This is a genomic window from Dyadobacter bucti (assembly GCF_005869225.1).
GTDB lineage: Bacteria > Bacteroidota > Bacteroidia > Cytophagales > Spirosomataceae > Dyadobacter > Dyadobacter bucti.
Window position 1 is genome coordinate 250,857 of the sequence record NZ_SWFP01000002.1, and the last position, 20,390, is coordinate 271,246.

Genomic DNA, 20,390 nt, shown 5'->3' on the forward strand with positions numbered 1-20,390 from the left:
GATGATTTTAAAAATGAATACTAAAAAATCATTCCGGCACGAGGATCTGAGTCTGTGGACAGACCTTTTGTGGGATTTCCGAAATAAAAGCTAGAGGGTCATACAAAATTCCAGAACATTCCGCAGATCCTCTTCATTGTCAAAACTGATCTGATTATCTTTCAGATATTCATTCAGCGCCCGCTTATTCCCAGGATGGATTTTTAGCAAATTAGAACGGTTAGCGAGGTAAAGCGTGAGATTTTTGTCCATAAAATAATAGATGACCCTGCGCTTCATTACGATCTTGTCACCAGACTGGAGATGCTGAAATTCCCCATTTGCATTGATAAAAGAAGAGTATCCGGTGGTGGCCGATGTGGAGGAGTACTGCCCATAAGCCGCGTACTTCTCTTCCCCAGCCCTGACCAAAAACTGCTTTCTCCCCAACTTTGCCCTATCGTAGTCGCCAATTATCTCCACATGCCCCAGACCCTCGTTGAAATAGTATAAATTCCCGCCCACATCGACTTTGTAAATAAACTTGTTTTCCGAAAATAGCATTGTGTCCTTCTCCGGGCTGATAAACATCACCTCCCCGTGCGCCAGGTTGTAATTTAATTTTGCATTCGCCTTCCTTCCATTCCTATAATACGCTACCCCGTCGACAAAATCCTTATACTGGAACTGCTCTTTAACGGGAATAGTCTTCGTAACGTCGGAGCCGCTTTTTACGCGGTACAATCCGTTTCCTTCCTGTGCATACAACCAGGAGCGCATCCCCCAGCAAACCAAAAAAGAAAGAACTATTTTCATCAGATCTAATTTTAGTTTTAATATCCGACTATAAATTAAGACAAATCGATGAGATATTCTCATTTCTTTCAGGGTCGACTTTCTGACTAACCGATCCGGAGATTTCTCATAAGCCCGCCCGGACTGGCATATACGAAGCAACCAACAGAAGAAAGAGAACACCGATCAAACTTTTTGCCACAGGTTAATCGCCTTCTTCATCCCAGTTTTTCAGCAATGAACCATCCTCGGTTTTGACTGAACTTTCAACCGCCGAATTGATAAACTTCATTTCATTATCGGTGAGGTCACGCCATTTGCCCACAGGTAAATCTTTCAGCGTCACATTCATAATCCGGACCCTTTTCAGCTTCGTTACTTCGTAGCCCAGATATTCGCACATTCGCCTGATCTGACGGTTCAGCCCCTGGGTAAGCACAATCGTGAACACATAAGTGCTTTCTTTTTTTACAAAACATTTCCTGGTCACGGTATCCAGTATGGGCACGCCGGCCGACATTTTTCTGACAAATTCAGGGGTAACCGTCTTATTTACGGTCACCAGGTATTCCTTTTCATGGTTATTTCCCGCCCGCAGAATCTTATTTACAATATCACCATCGCTCGTCAGGAAAATAAGCCCCTCGGAAGGTTTATCCAAACGTCCGATCGGAAATATTCTTTCGGGGTGTTTTATAAAATCGATGATATTTCCTTTTACATTTCTTTCCGTAGTACAGGTGATGCCGACGGGTTTGTTGAAAGCGATATAAACTCCCGCTTTCCTGATTTTCAAAGGCTTACCGTTTACCCGCACATCATCTTCGGCGGTAGCTTTATCTCCCAAAACGGCAACCCGGCCGTTTAAGGTTACGCGGCCCTGCTCCACGAGCTTATCGGCCTCCCGACGGGAACAAAATCCTGTTTCACTGATAAATTTATTGATCCTGATCAAATTGCCATGGTTTTGTATGAGATTGAACCGACTTGGTCCCGGCTATCAGGCAGCAAATTAATTCAAATCGTAAAAATTATCTGTGCATCATCAAAGATTCGGCTAATTTGTCCCTTTATCCTACTGAATATGTCCATTCCATTTTTATTCGAAATGCTATCCCTTATGAGAAACCGTCTTTTACTGATTAACATTTTCCTGTGGATTTCCCTGGCTGCAGTCCACGCTCAGCCCGTCAAACGTCCGGTTGAAGTCCTCGTCACGGCCGACCATGAGGACTGGATTTACAAGACCGGCGAAAAAGTACAGTTTACTATTTCAGTATTTCGCAACGGTAGCCTGGTCAAAAATGCCCCTATACGCTACGAGATCGGCCCTGAAAAACTGGACCCTACTATAAAAGAAACGAAAACTTCGGCAGAAGGCAAAATTACCATTGACGGCGGAACCATGAAAACCCCTGGTTTTCTGAGGTGTGTTGCCTATGCGAATGTAGACGGAGGCGAATACCGTGGCCTTGCCACTGCCGGTTTCGACCCATTCAAAATCCAGCCTACAGTAGCCAATCCAGACGACTTCGACAGTTTCTGGGACGGCGCAAAAAAAGAACTCGCGGCTGTACCTATGGATGCAAAAATGACGCTGCTACCCGAACGCTGCACCGAAAAAGTCAATGTTTATCATTTGAACCTGCAAAATACGCGTCAGGGCGTGCGGGTCTATGGCATATTATGCATTCCTAAAAAAGAAGGCAAATATCCGGCCTTACTTAAGGTACCCGGTGCGGGTGTGCGACCCTACAATGGTGACATCGCGACCGCCGAAAAGGGAGTTATTACGCTGGAAATCGGTATTCACGGTATTCCTGTAATCATGGACCCGTCTGTTTACACAGATATGGGTGGCGGACTTTTGAATGGTTATCCCGCTTACAACCTCGACGACCGCGACCGTTTTTATTACAAAAGAGTATATCTGGGCTGCGTCCGGGCTAATGATTTTCTGACAAGCTTACCTCAATATGATGGTACAAACCTCGCAGTTACAGGCGGCAGCCAGGGCGGCGCGCTTTCTATCATCACCGCCGGGCTTGATCCCCGGGTAAAGTGGCTGGGCGCATTTTATCCGGCGTTGAGCGATGTTACCGGCTACCTCCATGGACGTGCGGGAGGATGGCCGCATTATTTTGACAAAGGCAATATTAAATTTAACAACACAAAAGAAAAGCTCAACACCATCGGTTATTATGACGTGGTCAATTTTGCAAGAAGGGTGAAGGTACCGGGTTTTTATATGTGGGGATTCAATGATGAAACTTGTCCGCCCACATCCATGTACTCCGCCTACAACGTGACCACCGCTCCAAAGGAACTGAAACTATACCAGGACACCGGCCACTGGACCTATCAGGAAGAAAGAGACCTGATGAGCAACTGGTTGCTTGAAAAACTGAAAGCAAAATAATTTTCTTAATTCTCATTTCGACAGCAGCTTCCGGGCTGCTGTATCCATTTATCGAACTCCTATGTCTTTTGAACAAATTCAGCGGGCCACACATTTTTTAGAAGAATTTTCGGAAAATTTCAAACCGGAATACGGGATTATTCTTGGTACCGGACTTGGCTCGCTGGTCAATGAAATTGAAATTGCTTTTTCTATTTCATACAAAGCGATCCCGCATTTCCCTGTTTCTACCGTTGAATCACATTCCGGCAGACTCATATTCGGAAGATTATCAGGTAAAAAGGTGGTATGCATGCAAGGCCGTTTTCATTACTATGAAGGCTATAGCATGCAGGAAGTAGTATTTCCTGTCCGCGTTATGAAACTGCTGGGTGTGCATACCCTTCTTGTTTCCAATGCCTGCGGAAGCCTCAATCCTGTTTACAAGGTCAGCGACCTGATGGTGATCAATGACCATATCAGCCTGTTCCTCCCGACCAATCCGTTGATCGGCGCCCATATCCCGGAATTCGGTGACAGGTTTCCTGATATGAGTGATGTTTATGACCAAACACTCGTAAAGAAAGCACTGAATATCGCAGCCGCCAATAATATTACGGCACACTCAGGCGTATATGTGAGCGTATCAGGCCCGCAGCTCGAGACACGTGCGGAATACAGGATTTTAAGACAAATCGGTGCCGACGTAGTCGGTATGAGCACAGTGCCAGAGGTAATTGCCGCCCGGCAAATGAACATCCGGTGCTTCGGGCTCTCCGTCGTCACCGACCTGGGAATTCCGGAATTGCTGGAAAAAGCAGAAATTGAAACGATCATCGCAGCCGCCCGAAAAGCTGAACCCGGAATGACGCTGATATTTAAGGAGTTACTAGCTAATTTTTAACCGATATTTAAAAATATGATGGATCGCAGAAGTTTTATAGAAAAATCCGCGCTGGCGGGGGCCGCTTTTTCTTCCCTCCCATTACTTACTTCCTTAAAGCGCGTCGCGCCCTATCGGGTGGCGCTGATCGGTACCGGCTGGTGGGGTACCAACATCGTCCGCTGCGCTATCCAGTCTGGCGAGTGCAAGCTTGTGGCGCTTTGTGATGTGGATGAAAATCAATTGAAAGTCTGCTCCGCCGAAGTTGGGAAACTTACCTCCGACAAACCAAAACTCTACAAAGATTACCGTGAACTGCTTTCCAAAGAAAAGCCGGAGATCGTTATAGTCGCCACGCCGGATCACTGGCATGCCTTGTGCTGTATAGCGGCGGTCGAATCAGGCGCTCACGTCTATGTAGAGAAACCTATTTCCCATACTATTAAGGAAGGCCGCGCGATGGTGAACGCTACGCGCAAGTATGGCAGAATTGTACAGGTAGGAACCCACAGGCGCGTTTCTCCGCATAATATGTCCGGTATGGAATTCCTGAAATCCGGAAAAGCCGGCAAAATAGGAATGGCGCGCGCTTTTGTTCACTATGGCGGAGGAGCCGGACAAAAGACACCTGATTCTGAAACTCCGCAGGGACTGGACTGGGATATGTATTGCGGCCCGGCCCCGCTTGTTCCATTTAACAAAACGATTCATACCCGGGGGTTCCGCAACCATCTCAACTTCGCAAACGGAACACTCGGTGACTGGGGTATACACTGGCTGGACCAGGTTCTATGGTGGTCTGAGCAGAAATATCCGAAGAAAGTATACTCAACCGGCGGCAGGGCTATCAAGCAGGACAATACCGATGCCCCGGACCACCAGGTGGCAGTTTATGATTTTGACGGTTTTACGCTGGAATGGGAGCACCGTACTTTCGGGGCCAATCATGCCGAAAAGACACATCCTCAACAAGCTGTGGGTGTCTACTTTTACGGAACTGAGGGTACCTTTCACATGGGCTGGCTGGACGGCTGGACATTTTACCCTACCAATCCCAATAAACCTGTCATACATGAAGATGCGCAGCTGAACAAGCCTGATGATCAGAACATACAGCAGCTATGGGCCAATTTTCTGACATCAATCAAAACGAATACGCCTCCGATCTGTGAAATTGAAGTGGGGCAGCGTTCCACAAATGTTGCGCTGCTAGGCATGCTTTCCTACAAGCTGGGCCGCAGTATAATCTGGGACGGCGAAAAAGAAATAATTCCGGGTGACGACGAAGCCAACAAACTGCTGAGCAGGGAGTATCGTGGGGAGTGGAAGTATCCGAAGGTTTAGATTTTTGGTCAGATTCAGTCAGGTACAGACATTTGTTGTCAGGGGTGTCATTCGTTGTCAGGTTTTATCATTTGTTTGCAGTTGGGTTGTACTGAGCCGGAACTCGCCGACCCAAACAGCAATATTCATGACTAAAAATGCCAATGCCGTGCAGGCAAAAAAAGGAGGTGATCAGATACAAAACCTGACCACCTCTGACAATAAATGACCAAAAAAAGTTTTAGTCAATTTTAATAACTTCTGCGGGGATATTGTATTGATCAATGATCTCCCGTGTAAATCTCACATGACCGCGCGGAGCCATCAGATATAATTTTGCTCCCTTCATTCCAGCAAGCTCACTCAGAAGCTTCCATTTGGAAATGCTGCCCCGAAGCTGATCCGTCTTAACGGAGACCTCCAGATAATGCCTGTTAAACATATTAACACCTGTTACGTCAGGTGTGAACTTCAAGTTGTCAGCGGCTCTTTCGTATGATTTAGGTGTTTCATAGCCTTCGATGTTGGCCTGTATATCCTTAAACCCATGCGCCTGTGCCCACTTTACAACAAGTGGAATAAACAATTCCTTTTCCATAATATAAATGAATAATTTTTTCTTTTCCCACCAACCTGGGAACTCAACCTAAAATATCAAACTAAACTGAGCAGAGGAAAAGTCTTTAACCGAAAGCAGTCTTGCATGTAGTATTCTTAGTAATCATGCAAGGTACAGGTTTTTAGAGTAATGTACAAATTTAGATTAAATCCGTTAATCATCAAATTCATCCAAAAAGCCGTTGTACGCCCGCAAAAGCTCCTGGTGCGTTTTTGTATTTTTCTGTAAAAGCGCCAGTGCCAGACCTTTCTGATAAATCTCCTCTGCCTTTTTTACATCCTCCTGTAAACAAAAAAATGCGCCGGCGTGGTAGTAGGTTGGTAAGTATTCGGGATGCGCTTCTAATAAAATCTCAAAAAACTCCGCCGCTTTTACCGGATCGGACTTGGTGTATTCGATTGCAAGCGCATAAACATTGAAAGGGTCACCGGGATCCTCTTCATAAAAAGCCAGTAAACTTGGCAGAATGGAGTTGCTCATGGGGAAATTATTATGCTTGCATACTATTTAAGTTTTTCCTTAATTTGCCAAAGGACAAAGTTATCCCCAGAAATGTTAAATACGTAAATACATTACTATGAAAATACTGGTTTGTATTACCAATGTGCCGGATACTACTGCAAAAATCAGCTTCACCGACAACGATACAAAGCTCAATAAAAACGGCATCCCATACATCATCGGGCCGTATGATGACTACGCCCTCTCCCGGGGCGTTGAACTGAAAGAACAATCGGGAGGGACGTTGACTGTCCTCCATGTGGGTGAAGCAGACGCAGATCCGCAGATCCGGAAAGCGCTTGCGATCGGAGCCGATGATGCAATACGGGTCAACGCCGATCCGCTGGACTCCTATTATACCGCGGCGCAGATCGCCCACATTGCCGAACAAAACAAATATGATCTTATCCTGATGGGAAGGGAATCCATTGATTATAACAGTGGTGTCGTGCATGGTCTGGTGGGCGAAATGCTTGGGATTGCATCCTACTCCCCGGTGATGAAGCTTGACATCGACGGCGGAACTGCGACCATTTCAAGGGAAATTGACGGGGGTAAAGAAATCCTGAAAGCTCCTCTCCCGCTTGTACTAGGTTGCCAGGAACCCATTGCTGAATGGAAAATACCAAATATGCGCGGGATCATGACAGCCAGGACCAAACCCTTGACGGTAGTAGAACCGGTTTCTCTTGAAGAAATGACCACTCCTGAGAAATATTCGCTTCCCGCTCCCAAAGGCACGTGCAAAATGATCCCTGCAAATGAAGCTGAGACGTTGATCAGGCTTTTGCAGACGGAGGCAAAAATTCTCTGAACAGGTATTTCCTCATTTAGTATTCATTGTTTAAACTGAATAAAAAATGTCAGTCCTTATATATGTCGAGCTGGATAACGGTTCGATCAAAAAAACATCTCTGGAAGCTGTTGCCTATGGTGCCAAGATTGCCGAAAAAACCGGGGACAAAGTAGCAGTGCTTGCACTGGGAAAAGCCGATATTTCTGAACTGGAGAAGGCTGGAAATTACGGGGCCGGAAAAGTCCTGCATGCCGCTGATGACAAACTTGACCAGGAAAACAGCCTTGCTTATGCAGACGTGCTGACACAAGCCGCTCACCAGGAAAACAGCAAAATTATCATTCTGTCCAAATCGGGACTGGGCGATGCAGTGGCTGCACGTGCGGCCGCTAAATTAAAAGCCGGAATTGTATCCGGCGTGACAGGATTGCCGGAAATAAACGGATCTTTTAAGGTGCCCAGGGGTATTTTTACAGGAAAAGCCTTCGCTACAACTGAAATCAAATCCGATATCAAAGTGCTGGTGGTAAAGAAAAACGCCATTGAAATGGACGAATCATCGGTACGGACAGTTAACGCTGACGTGGAAACTTTTTCATCGGTACTGCGGGATTCAGATTTCAAGGCGACAATAGTGGAAGTGGAAAAGGCTGCCTCGGAATTATCGCTTACAGAGGCGAGCATCATTGTTTCGGGAGGAAGAGGAATGAAAGGACCAGAAAACTGGCAGCCTCTCCTCGATCTTGCCAAGGCACTTGGAGCCGCCACTGGCTGTTCCAAACCAGTTTCAGACCTCGACTGGCGCCCGCATCATGAGCATATCGGACAAACAGGCATTAAGGTAGCACCCGACTTGTATATTGCCTGCGGTATTTCCGGGGCTATCCAGCATCTCGCCGGAGTAAACGGGTCAAAATGCATTGTGGTGATCAACAAGGACCCCGAAGCCCCATTCTTTAAGGCAGCGGATTACGGAATTGTCGGAGATCTTTTCGAAGTTTTACCGAAACTTACCGAAGCCGTCAAAAATTTAAAATGAGGCAAAAATGAGCTGTTTTTAAATTAATTCAACCGATATTATTACCGGATTGAAAAAAATTAGCTTAAAAATCAGATCATTAACAATATCAGGCGATCAGAACAATGGGTGTTAGAAAAACTAACCCGTGCTGCTATTTTTTTATGCAGTACGGGTTAATTATTTTTGCAACCTTTACCGGTTAAAGGAGGGAAACGATTAGGAACATATTATAGAATCCAGTTGTTAAAGACCTGAAAATCAGCATTCATTTACGACGAAAAATTTGACATATTCTGCTTCATAAATATTTACCTGAATCGGACATATTCACCACAACTGTCTATTAATCCTGCGCATCAAGCTTGAACGTGAAAAAAATTAAGTTAGAAATATTGGGGCTCTCCCCAAGCCAATCCCAGGCCGGTTCATTTGCATTGGTCCTGGGTGAAGAACTGGGCAACCGTCGTCTGCCAATTATAATTGGTGTGTTCGAGGCGCAGGCGATTGCCGTTCAGATCGAAAACATTGTCCCTAACCGTCCCATGACGCATGATTTGTTCAAATCTTTCGCCGACGGCATGAATTACACACTGAAAGAAATCGTCATTTCCGATCTAAAGGAAGGCATCTTTTACGCTAAAATAGTATGTACGGACGGTCTTCGCGAAGTGGAAGTGGATGCCCGGCCTTCTGACGCAATAGCCATAGGCTTGCGTTTTGATATCCCCATTTACACCTATGAAGCCATCTTATCAGAAGCCGGGATTATTTCCAGCTCGCTGGCCGAAGAGGAGGATGAGGACGAAGATGCAATCCGGGAGACACTTAAAACTACAGGTTCTGGAAAAGACCAGTTGCGGGATCTGTCCTCAGAAGATCTTCAGCGCATGCTTGATGATGCGCTTTCAAAAGAAGACTATGAAAAAGCTGCCAAAATCCGCGACGAGATGGGCAGAAGAAATTGAAATGATGCACATGCAATAAGTTAAAAATAGTTAAGGATGCCCGAAAAGGGCATTTTTGAATTTTTAATCCTTACTTTTGCCCCTGTTCGTTTGTTTCCCGGCCGGAAGAATACATTAGCGAAACCATACGCTCTTATGCCTAAAAAAAAGAAAATCGGGAGCTACCCGAATGCCATGATCGTCATGAGCCTAACGGCTGCATTGTTCCTGATCGGCTTTTGCGGACTCCTTGTTATACAATCCAAAAAGCTCGTTTCCATTATCCGTCAGAATATTGAGGTCAGGGTTTTTTTGAACAAAGAAGAAACCAAAGCCGGCCTGGATTCGGTACTTAGCATTATCAACACAAAACCCTATGTGCTCAACTCAACAGAGGTGAAGCCCATTACATTCGTATCAAAAGAAGAAGCAGCAAAAGAATTTATTGAAGGCACAAAAGAGGATTTTGCAGCATTTCTGGGTGAGAATCCACTCAGGGACAGTTACCGGGTAAAAATCCACGAAGATTATTTCGAAGAAGCCAAACTACAGCTGATCAAAAAAGACCTCGAACAGATTAAAGGTGTTTATGAGGTCGTGTATCAGGAAGACCTGGCCGATAATATCAACAAAAACGTTACCAAGATCTACATCGTCCTGGCCAGCTTCGCCCTGATCATGCTCATCATTATCGTGCTGCTGGTGAACAATACTATTAAGCTTGCGATTTATTCCCAGCGTTTTCTGATCAGAAGTATGCAGCTCGTAGGCGCTACCAATGGTTTTATACAACGTCCCTATGTAGTCCGCGGTGCAGTTCAGGGATTGGTAGGCGGTATACTAGCCGGGCTGTTGCTCATTGGTTTACAGCAGCTTGCAATCAGAAACGTAGAAGGGCTGGCTATGCTTCAGGAATATGATAAGATCGTTATTCTGATCGGTTCCGTCTTGCTGCTGGGAATTCTGGTGGGTGTTTCCAGCACTTATCAGTCCCTCGCCAAATACCTCCGCATGGCGCTTGATGACCTATATTAATTCCAGGCGGTTAAAAACGAAAGCAAAAATTAAAAACGAGTAATTGAAACTATCTGAGACATGAGCAATACAAAAAACAGTCTTCCTTTTTCAACATCCAATTACACTACCATGCTGATTGGAATTGCCGTTATTCTGGCAGGTTTCCTGATCATGACATTTGACAGTGCAGAATTTGGTTTCGGTTTTCTGGGACTGACCCTTGGTCCGCTGGTTACGATCACCGGTTTCATCATTGAGTTTTGGGCTATCTTACGCAAACCCACTAATTCATGAGCATTTGGCAGGCGATTATTTTAGCTATTGTTGAGGGTATTACCGAGTTCCTGCCTGTTTCTTCTACCGGGCACATGATTATCGCTTCCTCGTTTATGGGGATCAGTCATCTGGAATTCACCAAAATGTTCACCGTTAACATTCAATTCGGGGCGATTTTGTCCGTGCTGGTTCTTTACTGGAAACGTTTTTTTCAAACCACCGACTTTTATTTCAAACTTTTCGTGGCATTTCTGCCAGCGGCAGTGATCGGTTTCCTGTTGAACGATTTTATCGATGCTTTGCTGGAAAATGTAGTCGTCGTGGCTATCTCACTGCTGGTCGGCGGAATCATTCTGATTTTCATTGACAGGATCGCCAACGATTCGACCAAAGAAAGAGAGATTTCTTACTTTGATGCGCTGAAAATCGGGTTTTTTCAATGTATTGCAATGATACCAGGCGTGTCAAGATCTGCTTCCACGATCATTGGCGGGATGCTGCAGGGTTTATCAAGAAAGCAAGCTGCCGAGTTTTCGTTTTTCCTGGCGGTGCCTACAATGGCCGCAGCCGGCGGCTACAAATTGCTGAAAACCTATGATACGATTCAAGCGGCGGACATCAAAGTTTTGCTGATCGGCAACCTGGTTGCTTTCGTCGTAGCGATGCTCGCGATCAAATTCTTCATCAGTTTCCTTACCAAGTACGGCTTCAAAGTTTTTGGCTACTATCGGATCATTCTAGGCCTGGTATTGTTAGGATTGCTTGCCTCCGGATACAAACTGGATGTTGTCTGACAATATCCAGCCTAACACATTACTAATTTAATTTGAATAACGACACCAACATACAGGATGAAGGCGAGGTCATTTTAATTGACAAGCCCCTCAAATGGACTTCATTTGACGTAGCTAATAAGCTTAAAAGAGGCTGCAAATTCAAAAAAATCGGTCACGCGGGAACGCTTGACCCTCTTGCCACCGGCCTGCTGATTCTTTGTACCGGCAAAAAGACGAAGCAAATCGATCTCTACCAGGCGCAGGAAAAAGAATATACCGGCACTTTGGTATTGGGAAAAACAACTCCGTCCGTTGATCTGGAGACTGAATTTGACGCCGAATATCCAACTGATCATATTACTCCCGAAATACTGGAAAATGCCCGGTTACAGCTTGTCGGCACGATCGAGCAAACTCCGCCAATTTACTCCGCACTAAGGGTTGATGGTGAGCGGCTTTACAAAAAAGCAAGACGTGGTGAAGAGGTAGAAATCAAAAAACGGATAGTAGAAATCTCGCTGTTTGAAATTGATCCCATTAACTTTCCTGCCGTGGATTTTAAAATCATTTGTTCAAAAGGCACTTATATTCGTAGTATTGTGCGTGATTTTGGTCAGTTGGTCGGGAGCGGCGCTTACATGAGCGCATTGTGCAGGACAAGAATAGGTGCATTTGAACTAAAAAATGCCTGGAATCTGACCGATTTCATCAAACAGAAAAGGATAGAGTTGAAGTTACCAGTTGACGAATGAATATTTATCACAGCCTGGATTCCTTTAAAAAACTGGAATATGGCGTCGTTACGAGTGGCACTTTTGATGGTGTCCACCTCGGTCATAAAAAAATACTTTCCCGCCTGAGAGAAATCAGCGAGGAGTCCGGAGGCGAATCGTTAGTGCTTACTTTCTGGCCGCACCCGAGAACTGTGGTATCTGATGACAGCCAGGGGCTACAGTTGCTCTCTACAATCGACGAAAAAATTGAGCTGTTTTCCCAATTGGGTATCCAGCACCTTGCTATAATCCCTTTTACAAGAGCTTTTTCCGAGCTTTCGTCCGATGAATTTATCCAGCAGATCCTGATCGATAAAATTGGCACGAAAAAACTGGTGATCGGCTATGACCACCGTTTTGGAAGAAACCGTGAAGGAAGTTTTGAATTTCTGAAAAAAAACTGTGCAGCTTATGGCTTCGAGGTGGAAGAAATCCCCCGTGCCGACATTGAAAATATGGCCATAAGCTCTTCCAGAATCCGTAATTCGCTGACTACCGGCCATATACATGAAGCCAACGAATTACTCGGACGCCCGTATACATTAACAGGAACCGTTGTAAAAGGTAAACAGCTTGGACGAACAATCGGCTTTCCCACCGCCAACCTGCATCTTCACGAATCCTACAAGCTGGTTCCGCTCAACGGCGTCTATATTATCGAGGCTACACATTTTGACATGAAATACAAGGGTATGCTCAATATCGGGGTGAGGCCGACGGTTGATGGAACGGTGAGAACAATTGAAGCCCACCTTTTTGACTTTGATAAAGAAATTTACGGAGAAGACCTGCAACTCGAACTGCTGCATTACCTACGCCCGGAGCAAAAATTCGAAAGCCTGGATATGCTTGTCGGTCAGATCAATATCGACCGTGAACAAGCTCTCAACTATTTTTCCGGAAACCAGTAAGTCCTCCATCCTTTTCCTCCCCCATCTCTTTCTTCCCTGTATTCGGCACAATTTTAATATCGTATCGGTATACGTCAGCTAATCCTTTGTGATCAGAAACAAAGGCATTTTCAAAACCGTATCAAAAACGAAAAATCTCGCCGCTCTATGAAAAAATACGATGCAATTGTAATTGGTTCCGGCCAGGGAGGTACTCCTTTGGCAAAAAAATTGGCCGAGTCCGGCTTAAAAACGGCATTAATCGAACAAAGATGGGTGGGAGGCACGTGTGTTAACGACGGCTGCTCACCGACAAAAGCCATGATTGCATCTGCAAAATACGCCTGGTCAGCGAATCACGGTAAAACGCTCGGTGTTACGGCTGACAATGTGCATATTGACTTCGCTGCAATCATCAAGCGAAAAAATGCTATAGTCAATTCCATGCGTAAAAATGTCGAAAAAGGAATTTCCGAAACTGCCAATCTAGACCTCGTTGTTGGTTCGGCGACTTTTTCGGGCGTGAAAGAGCTTACCGTCAAGCTAAACAAAGGTGACTCCGAACAGTACGCCGCGGATCAGATCTTCATCAATACCGGATTAGCGCCGGACGTTCCCGACGTGGAGGGTATAACGGATATCGATTACCTGACTTCCACTACCATCATGGAGCTCAAAGAGCTTCCGAAACACCTTCTGATCATCGGCAGCGGTTATATTGGTCTGGAATTCGGACAAATGTTCAGGCGGTTTGGGAGTGAAATTACCATACTGGAACCTTCGGAACGCATTCTTACCCACGAAGACGCAGATATTGCCGAAGAGATTACCAAGATCCTTTCAGAAGAAAACATTAAAATAATGACTAACAGCCACGCAGTGGCTGTCGTGAAAAAAGGTAGCGACTTAACAGTGCATATTGAGAAAAGCAGCAGAAAAAGCACGATCCATTGCTCTCATATTCTTATCGCCGCAGGTCGGAAACCACAGACCGGGGAGCTAAACCTGCCTGCATCCGGTATCCAAACCGATGAAAAAGGCTATATAAAAGTAAATGACAAGCTGGAAACCAGTCAACCAGGTATTTATGCCCTGGGAGATGTCAAAGGAGGCCCGGCTTTTACGCATATCTCGTACGACGATTACAGGATTATCTCGGAAAATGTTCTGGAAAAAGGCAAGGCTTCAACAGCGGGCAGACTTGTTCCCTACTGCATGTTTATAGACCCGCAGCTCGGCCGTATCGGCATCACCGAACAAGAGGCAAAAACGCAGGGCTTAGACGTTCGTGTAGCTATTCTAAAAAATTACGCTGTGGCCCGGGCGGTAGAGACGGGTGATGAACGCGGCATGATGAAAGCCGTTGTGGATGCTAAAACGGGCAAAATACTTGGAGCGGCTGTACTTGCGGAACAGGGAGGCGAGATCGTGACCATCTTGCAAATGGCCATGATGGGCAACGTTACTTATGAAAAGATACGCAATGGTGTTTTTGCGCACCCCACCTACGCGGAGTCCTTAAATAACTTGTTCATGAAGCTGGATACGTAGTTTTTTTATTTTTGCTACATATAAATCATCGCCTGGACTATATTGCGCACCTAACTTTACCCCTTTCTTCACATGATGGTCGTCGCCGAAAACATCAGTAAAACTTTCAACGATATCAAGGCGGTCGACGATATTTCGTTCGAAGTAAAGGAAGAGAATACCATGGTTTTGCTGGGCACGAGCGGCTGCGGTAAAACCACTACGCTGAAAATGCTGAACCGCCTGATCGAAGCATCATCAGGGAAAATTTCAATTAACGGTCAGGATATTTTTGAACGGCGACCGGAACTGCTGCGGCGAACCATTGGCTACGTATCTCAGAGCAATGGTCTTTTCCCTCACTACACAGTAGCGGAAAACATAGCCGTGGTGCCAAAGCTTCTGAAATGGAGAAGCGAAAAAATACAAAAAAGATCTGATGAACTGCTTCACCAGCTCAAACTACCCGCTGCGGAATACGGCAGCAAATATCCCGGGGAACTCAGCGGAGGACAGCAACAGCGCGTCGCCCTGGCAAGAGCATTGATCTCCAATCCGCCTGTGTTGCTGATGGACGAACCTTTCGGAGCACTCGACCCGATCACCCGAACGGATGTCCGCCGTGAATTCCTCGAACTGCCGGAATTAAAAAAGAAAACGATTTTGATGGTAACCCACGACGTTCAGGAGGCTTTTGAGCTCGGCGATCAGATCTCGCTGATGGATCAGGGGAAAATTGTCCAATCGGGTACTGCACAGGAATTGCTGTTCAAACCCGCCAACGATTTTGTCCGGAAATTCCTGGGACACCAGAAATTTTTACTGGAATTAAACGCAATCAAAATCAGGGAAATATGGAATGACCTGCCGGAAGTAAGTGTTCCTGAAAATGCAGATCTGACCGACAGTCAGAGTTTATGGGAAGCTATGGAGCAGCTTTCGGACAATGCACGAGACACTGTGACTGTCACGGACCGGAACTCGGGATCTGTGAAAACCATATCCTTTTCATTGCTTCATCAGGGGTATAACAAACTCAAAAAGAGCAGATAAATGGAAGAGCAGCAGAGCTTGTGGGAATTTATGGTACAGCAATCCGACAAGCTGTGGAGCCAGACCTTTGCGCATATCGGGCTTACCTGCATTTCACTTTTGGTAGCGGTCCTTTTCGGCCTGCCACTCGGGATCTGGATTGCGCAACGCAGAAAAGCTGCCTGGTTTGTATTGGGTTTTGCGGGAATTTTACAAACTATTCCCAGTATTGCATTGCTCGGCTTTATGATCCCGCTTTTGGGCATCGGCGCTTTGCCGGCTATTACAGCGCTATTTTTATATGCTCTGCTTCCCATTATCCGAAATACTTATACCGGCATAAACGGCGTAGACCCTGCGATAACCGAATCGGCCAGGGGAATGGGGATGAGCAAATGGCAGATCCTTTTTAGCATAGAATTACCGCTGGCAATGCCCGTGATCCTTGCTGGGATCAGGACCGCTACTGTTGTGAACGTAGGTGTAGCCACATTGGCAGCGTATATCGCCGCCGGAGGACTGGGCGAATTTATTTTCGGCGGCATTGCTTTAAACAATTCGAACATGATCCTGGCCGGTGCGATTCCTTCAGCTTTGCTGGCCGTCATTTTTGACTTCCTGCTTTCTCTCGTCCAGAAATTGAATGTAAAACGGCTCCGGAAGGTATCGGTTTTTTTGCCAATCATACTGGTCACTCTGTCCTCATTTTATCTCACGCCTTTGTCTCAAAACGAAATTCTGGGCGGTTTTACCCCCGAATTTATGGGGCGGGAAGATGGCTATCTTGGCCTTAGATCCAAGTACCAGCTCAATATTCCGACGGTCGTGATCAGTGATGCGGTGATGTATAAGGCTGCTTTTGAAAAAAAGATCGATGTAATCAGCGGGTACAGCACTGACGGCAGGCTCAAAGCCTATAACCTGGTAACTCTGGAAGATGATAAAAAGATTTTCCCGCCCTACAATGCCGCTCCCCTTATAAGGGAGGACGTTCTTGAAAGGTATCCCGAGTTACAGCATGCACTGGATCTGCTGGCTGGAAAAATCAATGATTCTGTCATGACAGAACTGAATTACAAAGTCGATTACCTCAAACAATCCCCCGAAAAAGTAGCACTGGACTTTTTGCTTTCCAAAGATCTCTATAAAAAACCAACTGACGGAAACAAAGGCGTTGTCCGTCTGGGCTCCAAGATTTTTGCAGAGCAGTACATTCTGGTCAATATGTACAAATTGTTAATTGAAGGTAATACAGAGCTGAAAGTGCAAACCAGGACAGGGCTGGGTGGAACAAAAATCTGTTTCGATGCATTAACCAATAATGAAATTGACATGTACCCGGAATATACAGGAACAGGTCTGCTGGTTATTCTGAAACCCACCAGAACAAAGCTGAATGAAATTTCGGGAGACCGGGAAAAAGTGTTTGATTATGTCAAAAGTGAGTTCTCCCGTAAATACAGGCTGAACTGGCTCCGGCCGATCGGCTTTAATAACGCCTACGCCCTGATGATGAGGCGAACGCAGGCACAATCCTTGAATATTAAGAACATTTCAGATTTAAAAAATTATTCATCTAATGAAAACCACCAGCATTAGGGAAGCTTATCACAATGTCAGAAAGTACTCGGAACAGATTTGCGAACCATTGGAAACGGAGGATTATGTACCCCAGCCGGTTCCGTTCGTAAGCCCTCCGAAATGGCACCTGGCACATTCTACATGGTTTTTTGAAACATTTATACTGAAAGCCTTTATTTCCGACTACAAGGTTTTTAATGAAGATTTCAGTTTCCTTTTTAATAGTTATTACAACAACATCGGTAACCGGACGCTGCGAACGGACAGGGGAAATGTTACACGCCCGACGATCCGGAATGTGTATGCATACCGTCAATATGTGGATCAGTGTATGCTGGATTTCATCGACAACCTGACGGACGAAACTGCTATTTCGCTCATTGAGCTTGGCCTACACCACGAACAGCAGCACCAGGAATTGCTTGTCACGGATATCAAATACATTCTTGGACATAACCCATTGTTCCCTGTATACAAAGAGGGACGTAATCTTGTCGGCGACCAGAATCAGGATTTCGGTTTTCTGACCATTCCCGAGGGTGTTTACGAAATCGGTTTTGAAGGCGAGGGTTTTTGTTTTGACAATGAGCTTGGCCGGCACAAGGTATATCTCAACCAATTCGAGATCAGTAAGTCTCTGGTTACCAATGCCGATTATATCGCTTTTATGGAATCAGGCGGATATCAGGATTTCAATTTATGGCTGGACGAAGGCTGGTCGTGGGTGAATGAAAACAAGATGCAGGCACCGATGTATTGGTATAACATAGAAGGCGAGTGGCATTACTTTACGCTCTCGGGGCTGCAAAGAGTCAATCCGGACGCGATTTTAAGCCATGTCAACTTTTTCGAGGCATCTGCTTTTGCACAATGGAAAAACATGAGGCTGCCCACGGAATTGGAGTGGGAAACTGCTTCCGCACAATTGAACTGGGGATTACGCTGGGAATGGACGAACAGTGCCTACCTCCCCTACCCTGGTTTTTCAAAGGCAGCCGGTGCCGTGGGTGAGTACAACGGAAAATTTATGGTGAATCAAATGGTTCTGAGGGGGGCGTCGGTGGCAACATCCCCGATGCACAGCCGTAAAACTTACCGGAATTTTTTTCATGCGCACGAGCGCTGGCAGTACACCGGTATCCGGCTGGTGAAGTAAACGATTTAACATCCCATTATGTCAGACAATACTTTTGCAAAAGATATACATAAAGGTCTATCTGCGCCCCTCAAACATATTTCTTCCAAATATTTTTACGACGATATAGGCAGCGGCATTTTTCAGGAAATCATGAAAATGCCGGAGTACTACCCCACTGCCTGCGAGTTTGAGATCTTGTCCATGCAAGGATCAGAGATTATTCAGAAGCTGGATTTCAATGCGCCTTTTAACATCGTCGAGTTCGGGGCTGGTGACGGTATCAAAACACGACAGCTGCTCAAAAAACTGGTAGAGACAAATGTCGATTTTTCCTACGTCCCGATCGACATATCAAAAAAGGCGATTGAAGCACTTGAAGCAAACATGCTGGAACATCTGCCTGATCTGAAAATACGGCCGATGATCGGGAATTACTTTTCAATGATAGAAGAATTATCGCATTCCGGCGTACCAAGCCTGTTTCTTTTTCTCGGAGGCAACATCGGAAATTACGAAGTGCATGAAGTGAACAGTCTTCTTGCGAGCTTCAATCAATGTATGAAGACAGGGGACAAACTGCTCACGGGATTCGATCTGCAAAAGAACCCCTCGACGATACGTTACGCGTACGACGACCCAAAAGGAATAACAAAAGCATTCAATATCAATCTTTTACATAGGATCAATCGCGAACTTGGAGGTAATTTCAAAACCAGCCAGTTTGATTTTTATTCCTTTTACAATCCGGTGAACGGAGAAGTGAGAAGCTATCTGGTAAGCCTCGTCAAACAAAAGGTGCATATCCAGCGAACCGATAAATGTTATGATTTTGAACAAAACGAACTGATTCGGACGGAGCTTTCGAAAAAATATACATTACCTGAAATCGAAAATAGTGCCTCTGCAAACGGGTTTACAGTCATGGAGCATTTCCTTGATTGCAAACATTATTTTACCGATAGCTTATGGGTAAAATGAACTCCGCTTCGTATACAAATTAGCCCGTTTTGTATAACCTGTTCGCAACAGGAAAAGCAACCTTTGTGCTGTAATCATTGCAACATTAAAAATTAAATAATGAGCAGCATCAAAAAAATCAAGTTAGGAAGTCAGGGCCTGGAAGTTCCCGTGCAGGGACTCGGTTGTATGGGCATGACGTCACTGGCCGGAAACGATATTTACGGCCAAGCAAATGAAACGGAATCCATAGCCACCATTCACCGTGCGCTGGAACTGGGCGTCAATTTTCTTGACACGGCCGACCTTTACGGTCCGTTATTAAATGAAAGGCTCTTACAGAAGGCATTAGGCACGAATCGTGAGAAATATATTGTCGCTACCAAATTCGGATACGAAGTTGATGACGACGAACAGCTTACGTGGCGTATCAATGGCCAGCCCGATTATGTAAAAAAATCGGCAGAACGTTCGCTTAAAAACCTTGGAACGGATTACATAGACCTGTATTATTTGCACAGGGTAGATCCTGAAACGCCGATCGAAGATACAGTTGGTGCAATGGCCGAGCTTGTTCAGTCAGGCAAGGTGAGGTATATCGGCCTGTCGGAAGTTTCGGCAGCCACCTTGCGCAAAGCGCATGCGGTTCATCCCGTCACTGCAGTTCAGACAGAGTACTCTTTGTTTGAACGCAGTCCGGAAGACAATGGAATCCTGGAAACCTTGCATGAACTGGGCATCGGCTTTGTATCCTATTCACCCCTGGGCCGGGGTTTTCTGACCGGGGACATCAAAACGCCCGATGATTTTCCAGCCAACGATTTCCGTCGCACCATTCCGCGTTTTCAGGGTGAAAATTTTTATAAAAATCTGGAACTGGTAACTGAAATCGGGAAACTCGCATCGGAAAAGGGCATTACGCCATCACAGCTGGCCATTGCCTGGACGCTCGCAAAAGGTACCGTACCCATTCCGGGAACAAAAAAAGTCAAGTATGTGGAAGACAATATTGCTGCAAGTGATGTTATACTGACGGAAAAGGAACTTGCGCATCTGGAATCCATAGTTCCAAGCGGAGCTGCTCTCGGCGACCGCTACGACCAGAATGCGATGGCCGGCGTAAATCTGTAATTAAAAAATAAAAAAAACATCGCCTGAACC

Annotated in this window: 21 protein-coding genes; 17 read left to right on the plus strand and 4 right to left on the minus strand. The window is 45.6% G+C overall.

Translation table 11 applies throughout. The annotated features are described in order from the left end of the window. Positions 1-90: 90 nt before the first annotated feature. Positions 91-795, minus strand: a complete 705-nt coding sequence (locus FBF61_RS06345) for a hypothetical protein (protein ID WP_138476370.1) — start codon at positions 793-795, stop codon at positions 91-93. 184 nt (positions 796-979) lie between these two features. Continuing rightward, positions 980-1,729 (minus strand): 23S rRNA pseudouridine(2604) synthase RluF, encoded by a 750-nt coding sequence (gene rluF / locus FBF61_RS06350; RefSeq protein ID WP_138476371.1) that lies wholly within the window; start codon positions 1,727-1,729, stop codon positions 980-982. 165 nt (positions 1,730-1,894) lie between these two features. Here rluF and FBF61_RS06355 point away from each other — a divergent pair, with 165 nt between their 5' ends. The 3 genes from FBF61_RS06355 (at position 1,895) to FBF61_RS06365 (ending at position 5,399) form a co-directional block, all read left to right on the plus strand. Continuing rightward, a complete protein-coding gene (locus tag FBF61_RS06355) occupies positions 1,895-3,193 on the plus strand; it encodes an acetylxylan esterase (RefSeq protein WP_138476372.1) in 1,299 nt (432 codons plus the stop codon). Positions 3,194-3,254: 61 nt separating this feature from the next. Further along, a complete protein-coding gene (locus FBF61_RS06360) occupies positions 3,255-4,076 on the plus strand; it encodes a purine-nucleoside phosphorylase (RefSeq protein WP_138476373.1) in 822 nt (273 codons plus the stop codon). Positions 4,077-4,094: 18 nt separating this feature from the next. Further along, positions 4,095-5,399, plus strand: coding sequence for a Gfo/Idh/MocA family protein (locus tag FBF61_RS06365; protein WP_138477067.1), 1,305 nt, complete (start codon positions 4,095-4,097; stop codon positions 5,397-5,399). A 220-nt stretch (positions 5,400-5,619) separates the two neighbouring features. Here the strand turns inward: FBF61_RS06365 and FBF61_RS06370 are convergent, their stop codons facing one another. Both FBF61_RS06370 and FBF61_RS06375 read right to left on the minus strand, forming a co-directional pair. Then, entirely contained in the window at positions 5,620-5,976 is a 357-nt protein-coding gene (locus FBF61_RS06370) for a hypothetical protein (protein WP_138476374.1), read from the minus strand. Positions 5,977-6,150: 174 nt separating this feature from the next. Beyond that, entirely contained in the window at positions 6,151-6,477 is a 327-nt protein-coding gene (locus FBF61_RS06375) for a tetratricopeptide repeat protein (RefSeq protein WP_138476375.1), read from the minus strand. A 97-nt stretch (positions 6,478-6,574) separates the two neighbouring features. Between FBF61_RS06375 and FBF61_RS06380 the strand changes: the two genes are divergently transcribed. From FBF61_RS06380 to FBF61_RS06445, 14 genes are all read left to right on the plus strand, one after another. Next, positions 6,575-7,312 (plus strand): electron transfer flavoprotein subunit beta/FixA family protein, encoded by a 738-nt coding sequence (locus FBF61_RS06380; protein WP_138476376.1) that lies wholly within the window; start codon positions 6,575-6,577, stop codon positions 7,310-7,312. A 46-nt stretch (positions 7,313-7,358) separates the two neighbouring features. Beyond that, positions 7,359-8,333, plus strand: a complete 975-nt coding sequence (locus tag FBF61_RS06385; protein WP_138476377.1) for an electron transfer flavoprotein subunit alpha/FixB family protein — start codon at positions 7,359-7,361, stop codon at positions 8,331-8,333. A 350-nt stretch (positions 8,334-8,683) separates the two neighbouring features. Beyond that, on the plus strand, positions 8,684-9,280 hold the full coding sequence (locus tag FBF61_RS06390) for a bifunctional nuclease family protein (protein WP_138476378.1): 597 nt from the start codon (positions 8,684-8,686) through the stop codon (positions 9,278-9,280). Positions 9,281-9,415: 135 nt separating this feature from the next. Further along, complete coding sequence (locus FBF61_RS06395; RefSeq protein WP_138476379.1) at positions 9,416-10,294, plus strand: cell division protein FtsX; 879 nt, start codon at positions 9,416-9,418, stop codon at positions 10,292-10,294. A gap of 60 nt (positions 10,295-10,354) precedes the next feature. After that, positions 10,355-10,570, plus strand: a complete 216-nt coding sequence (locus tag FBF61_RS06400; protein WP_138476380.1) for a DUF3098 domain-containing protein — start codon at positions 10,355-10,357, stop codon at positions 10,568-10,570. After that, the gene (locus tag FBF61_RS06405; RefSeq protein WP_138476381.1) at positions 10,567-11,346 is read left to right on the plus strand and encodes an undecaprenyl-diphosphate phosphatase; all 780 of its coding nucleotides are present in this window, start codon (positions 10,567-10,569) and stop codon (positions 11,344-11,346) included. Before FBF61_RS06400 ends, FBF61_RS06405 begins: the two co-directional genes overlap by 4 nt. A 32-nt stretch (positions 11,347-11,378) precedes the next feature. Further along, the gene (truB, locus tag FBF61_RS06410) at positions 11,379-12,080 is read left to right on the plus strand and encodes a tRNA pseudouridine(55) synthase TruB (RefSeq protein ID WP_138476382.1); all 702 of its coding nucleotides are present in this window, start codon (positions 11,379-11,381) and stop codon (positions 12,078-12,080) included. Then, complete coding sequence (locus FBF61_RS06415; RefSeq protein ID WP_138476383.1) at positions 12,077-13,012, plus strand: bifunctional riboflavin kinase/FAD synthetase; 936 nt, start codon at positions 12,077-12,079, stop codon at positions 13,010-13,012. Before truB ends, FBF61_RS06415 begins: the two co-directional genes overlap by 4 nt. 147 nt (positions 13,013-13,159) lie before the next feature. Beyond that, positions 13,160-14,542 (plus strand): mercuric reductase, encoded by a 1,383-nt coding sequence (locus FBF61_RS06420; protein ID WP_138476384.1) that lies wholly within the window; start codon positions 13,160-13,162, stop codon positions 14,540-14,542. A 72-nt stretch (positions 14,543-14,614) separates the two neighbouring features. Beyond that, positions 14,615-15,574, plus strand: a complete 960-nt coding sequence (locus FBF61_RS06425; RefSeq protein WP_310590262.1) for an ABC transporter ATP-binding protein — start codon at positions 14,615-14,617, stop codon at positions 15,572-15,574. Further along, entirely contained in the window at positions 15,575-17,152 is a 1,578-nt protein-coding gene (locus tag FBF61_RS06430; RefSeq protein WP_138476385.1) for an ABC transporter permease/substrate-binding protein, read from the plus strand. Then, positions 17,133-18,290, plus strand: coding sequence for an ergothioneine biosynthesis protein EgtB (egtB, locus tag FBF61_RS06435; RefSeq protein WP_138476386.1), 1,158 nt, complete (start codon positions 17,133-17,135; stop codon positions 18,288-18,290). Before FBF61_RS06430 ends, egtB begins: the two co-directional genes overlap by 20 nt. A gap of 18 nt (positions 18,291-18,308) precedes the next feature. Then, complete coding sequence (locus tag FBF61_RS06440) at positions 18,309-19,250, plus strand: L-histidine N(alpha)-methyltransferase (RefSeq protein ID WP_138476387.1); 942 nt, start codon at positions 18,309-18,311, stop codon at positions 19,248-19,250. A gap of 99 nt (positions 19,251-19,349) precedes the next feature. Next, a complete protein-coding gene (locus FBF61_RS06445) occupies positions 19,350-20,360 on the plus strand; it encodes an aldo/keto reductase (RefSeq protein ID WP_138476388.1) in 1,011 nt (336 codons plus the stop codon). Positions 20,361-20,390 lie beyond the last annotated feature (30 nt).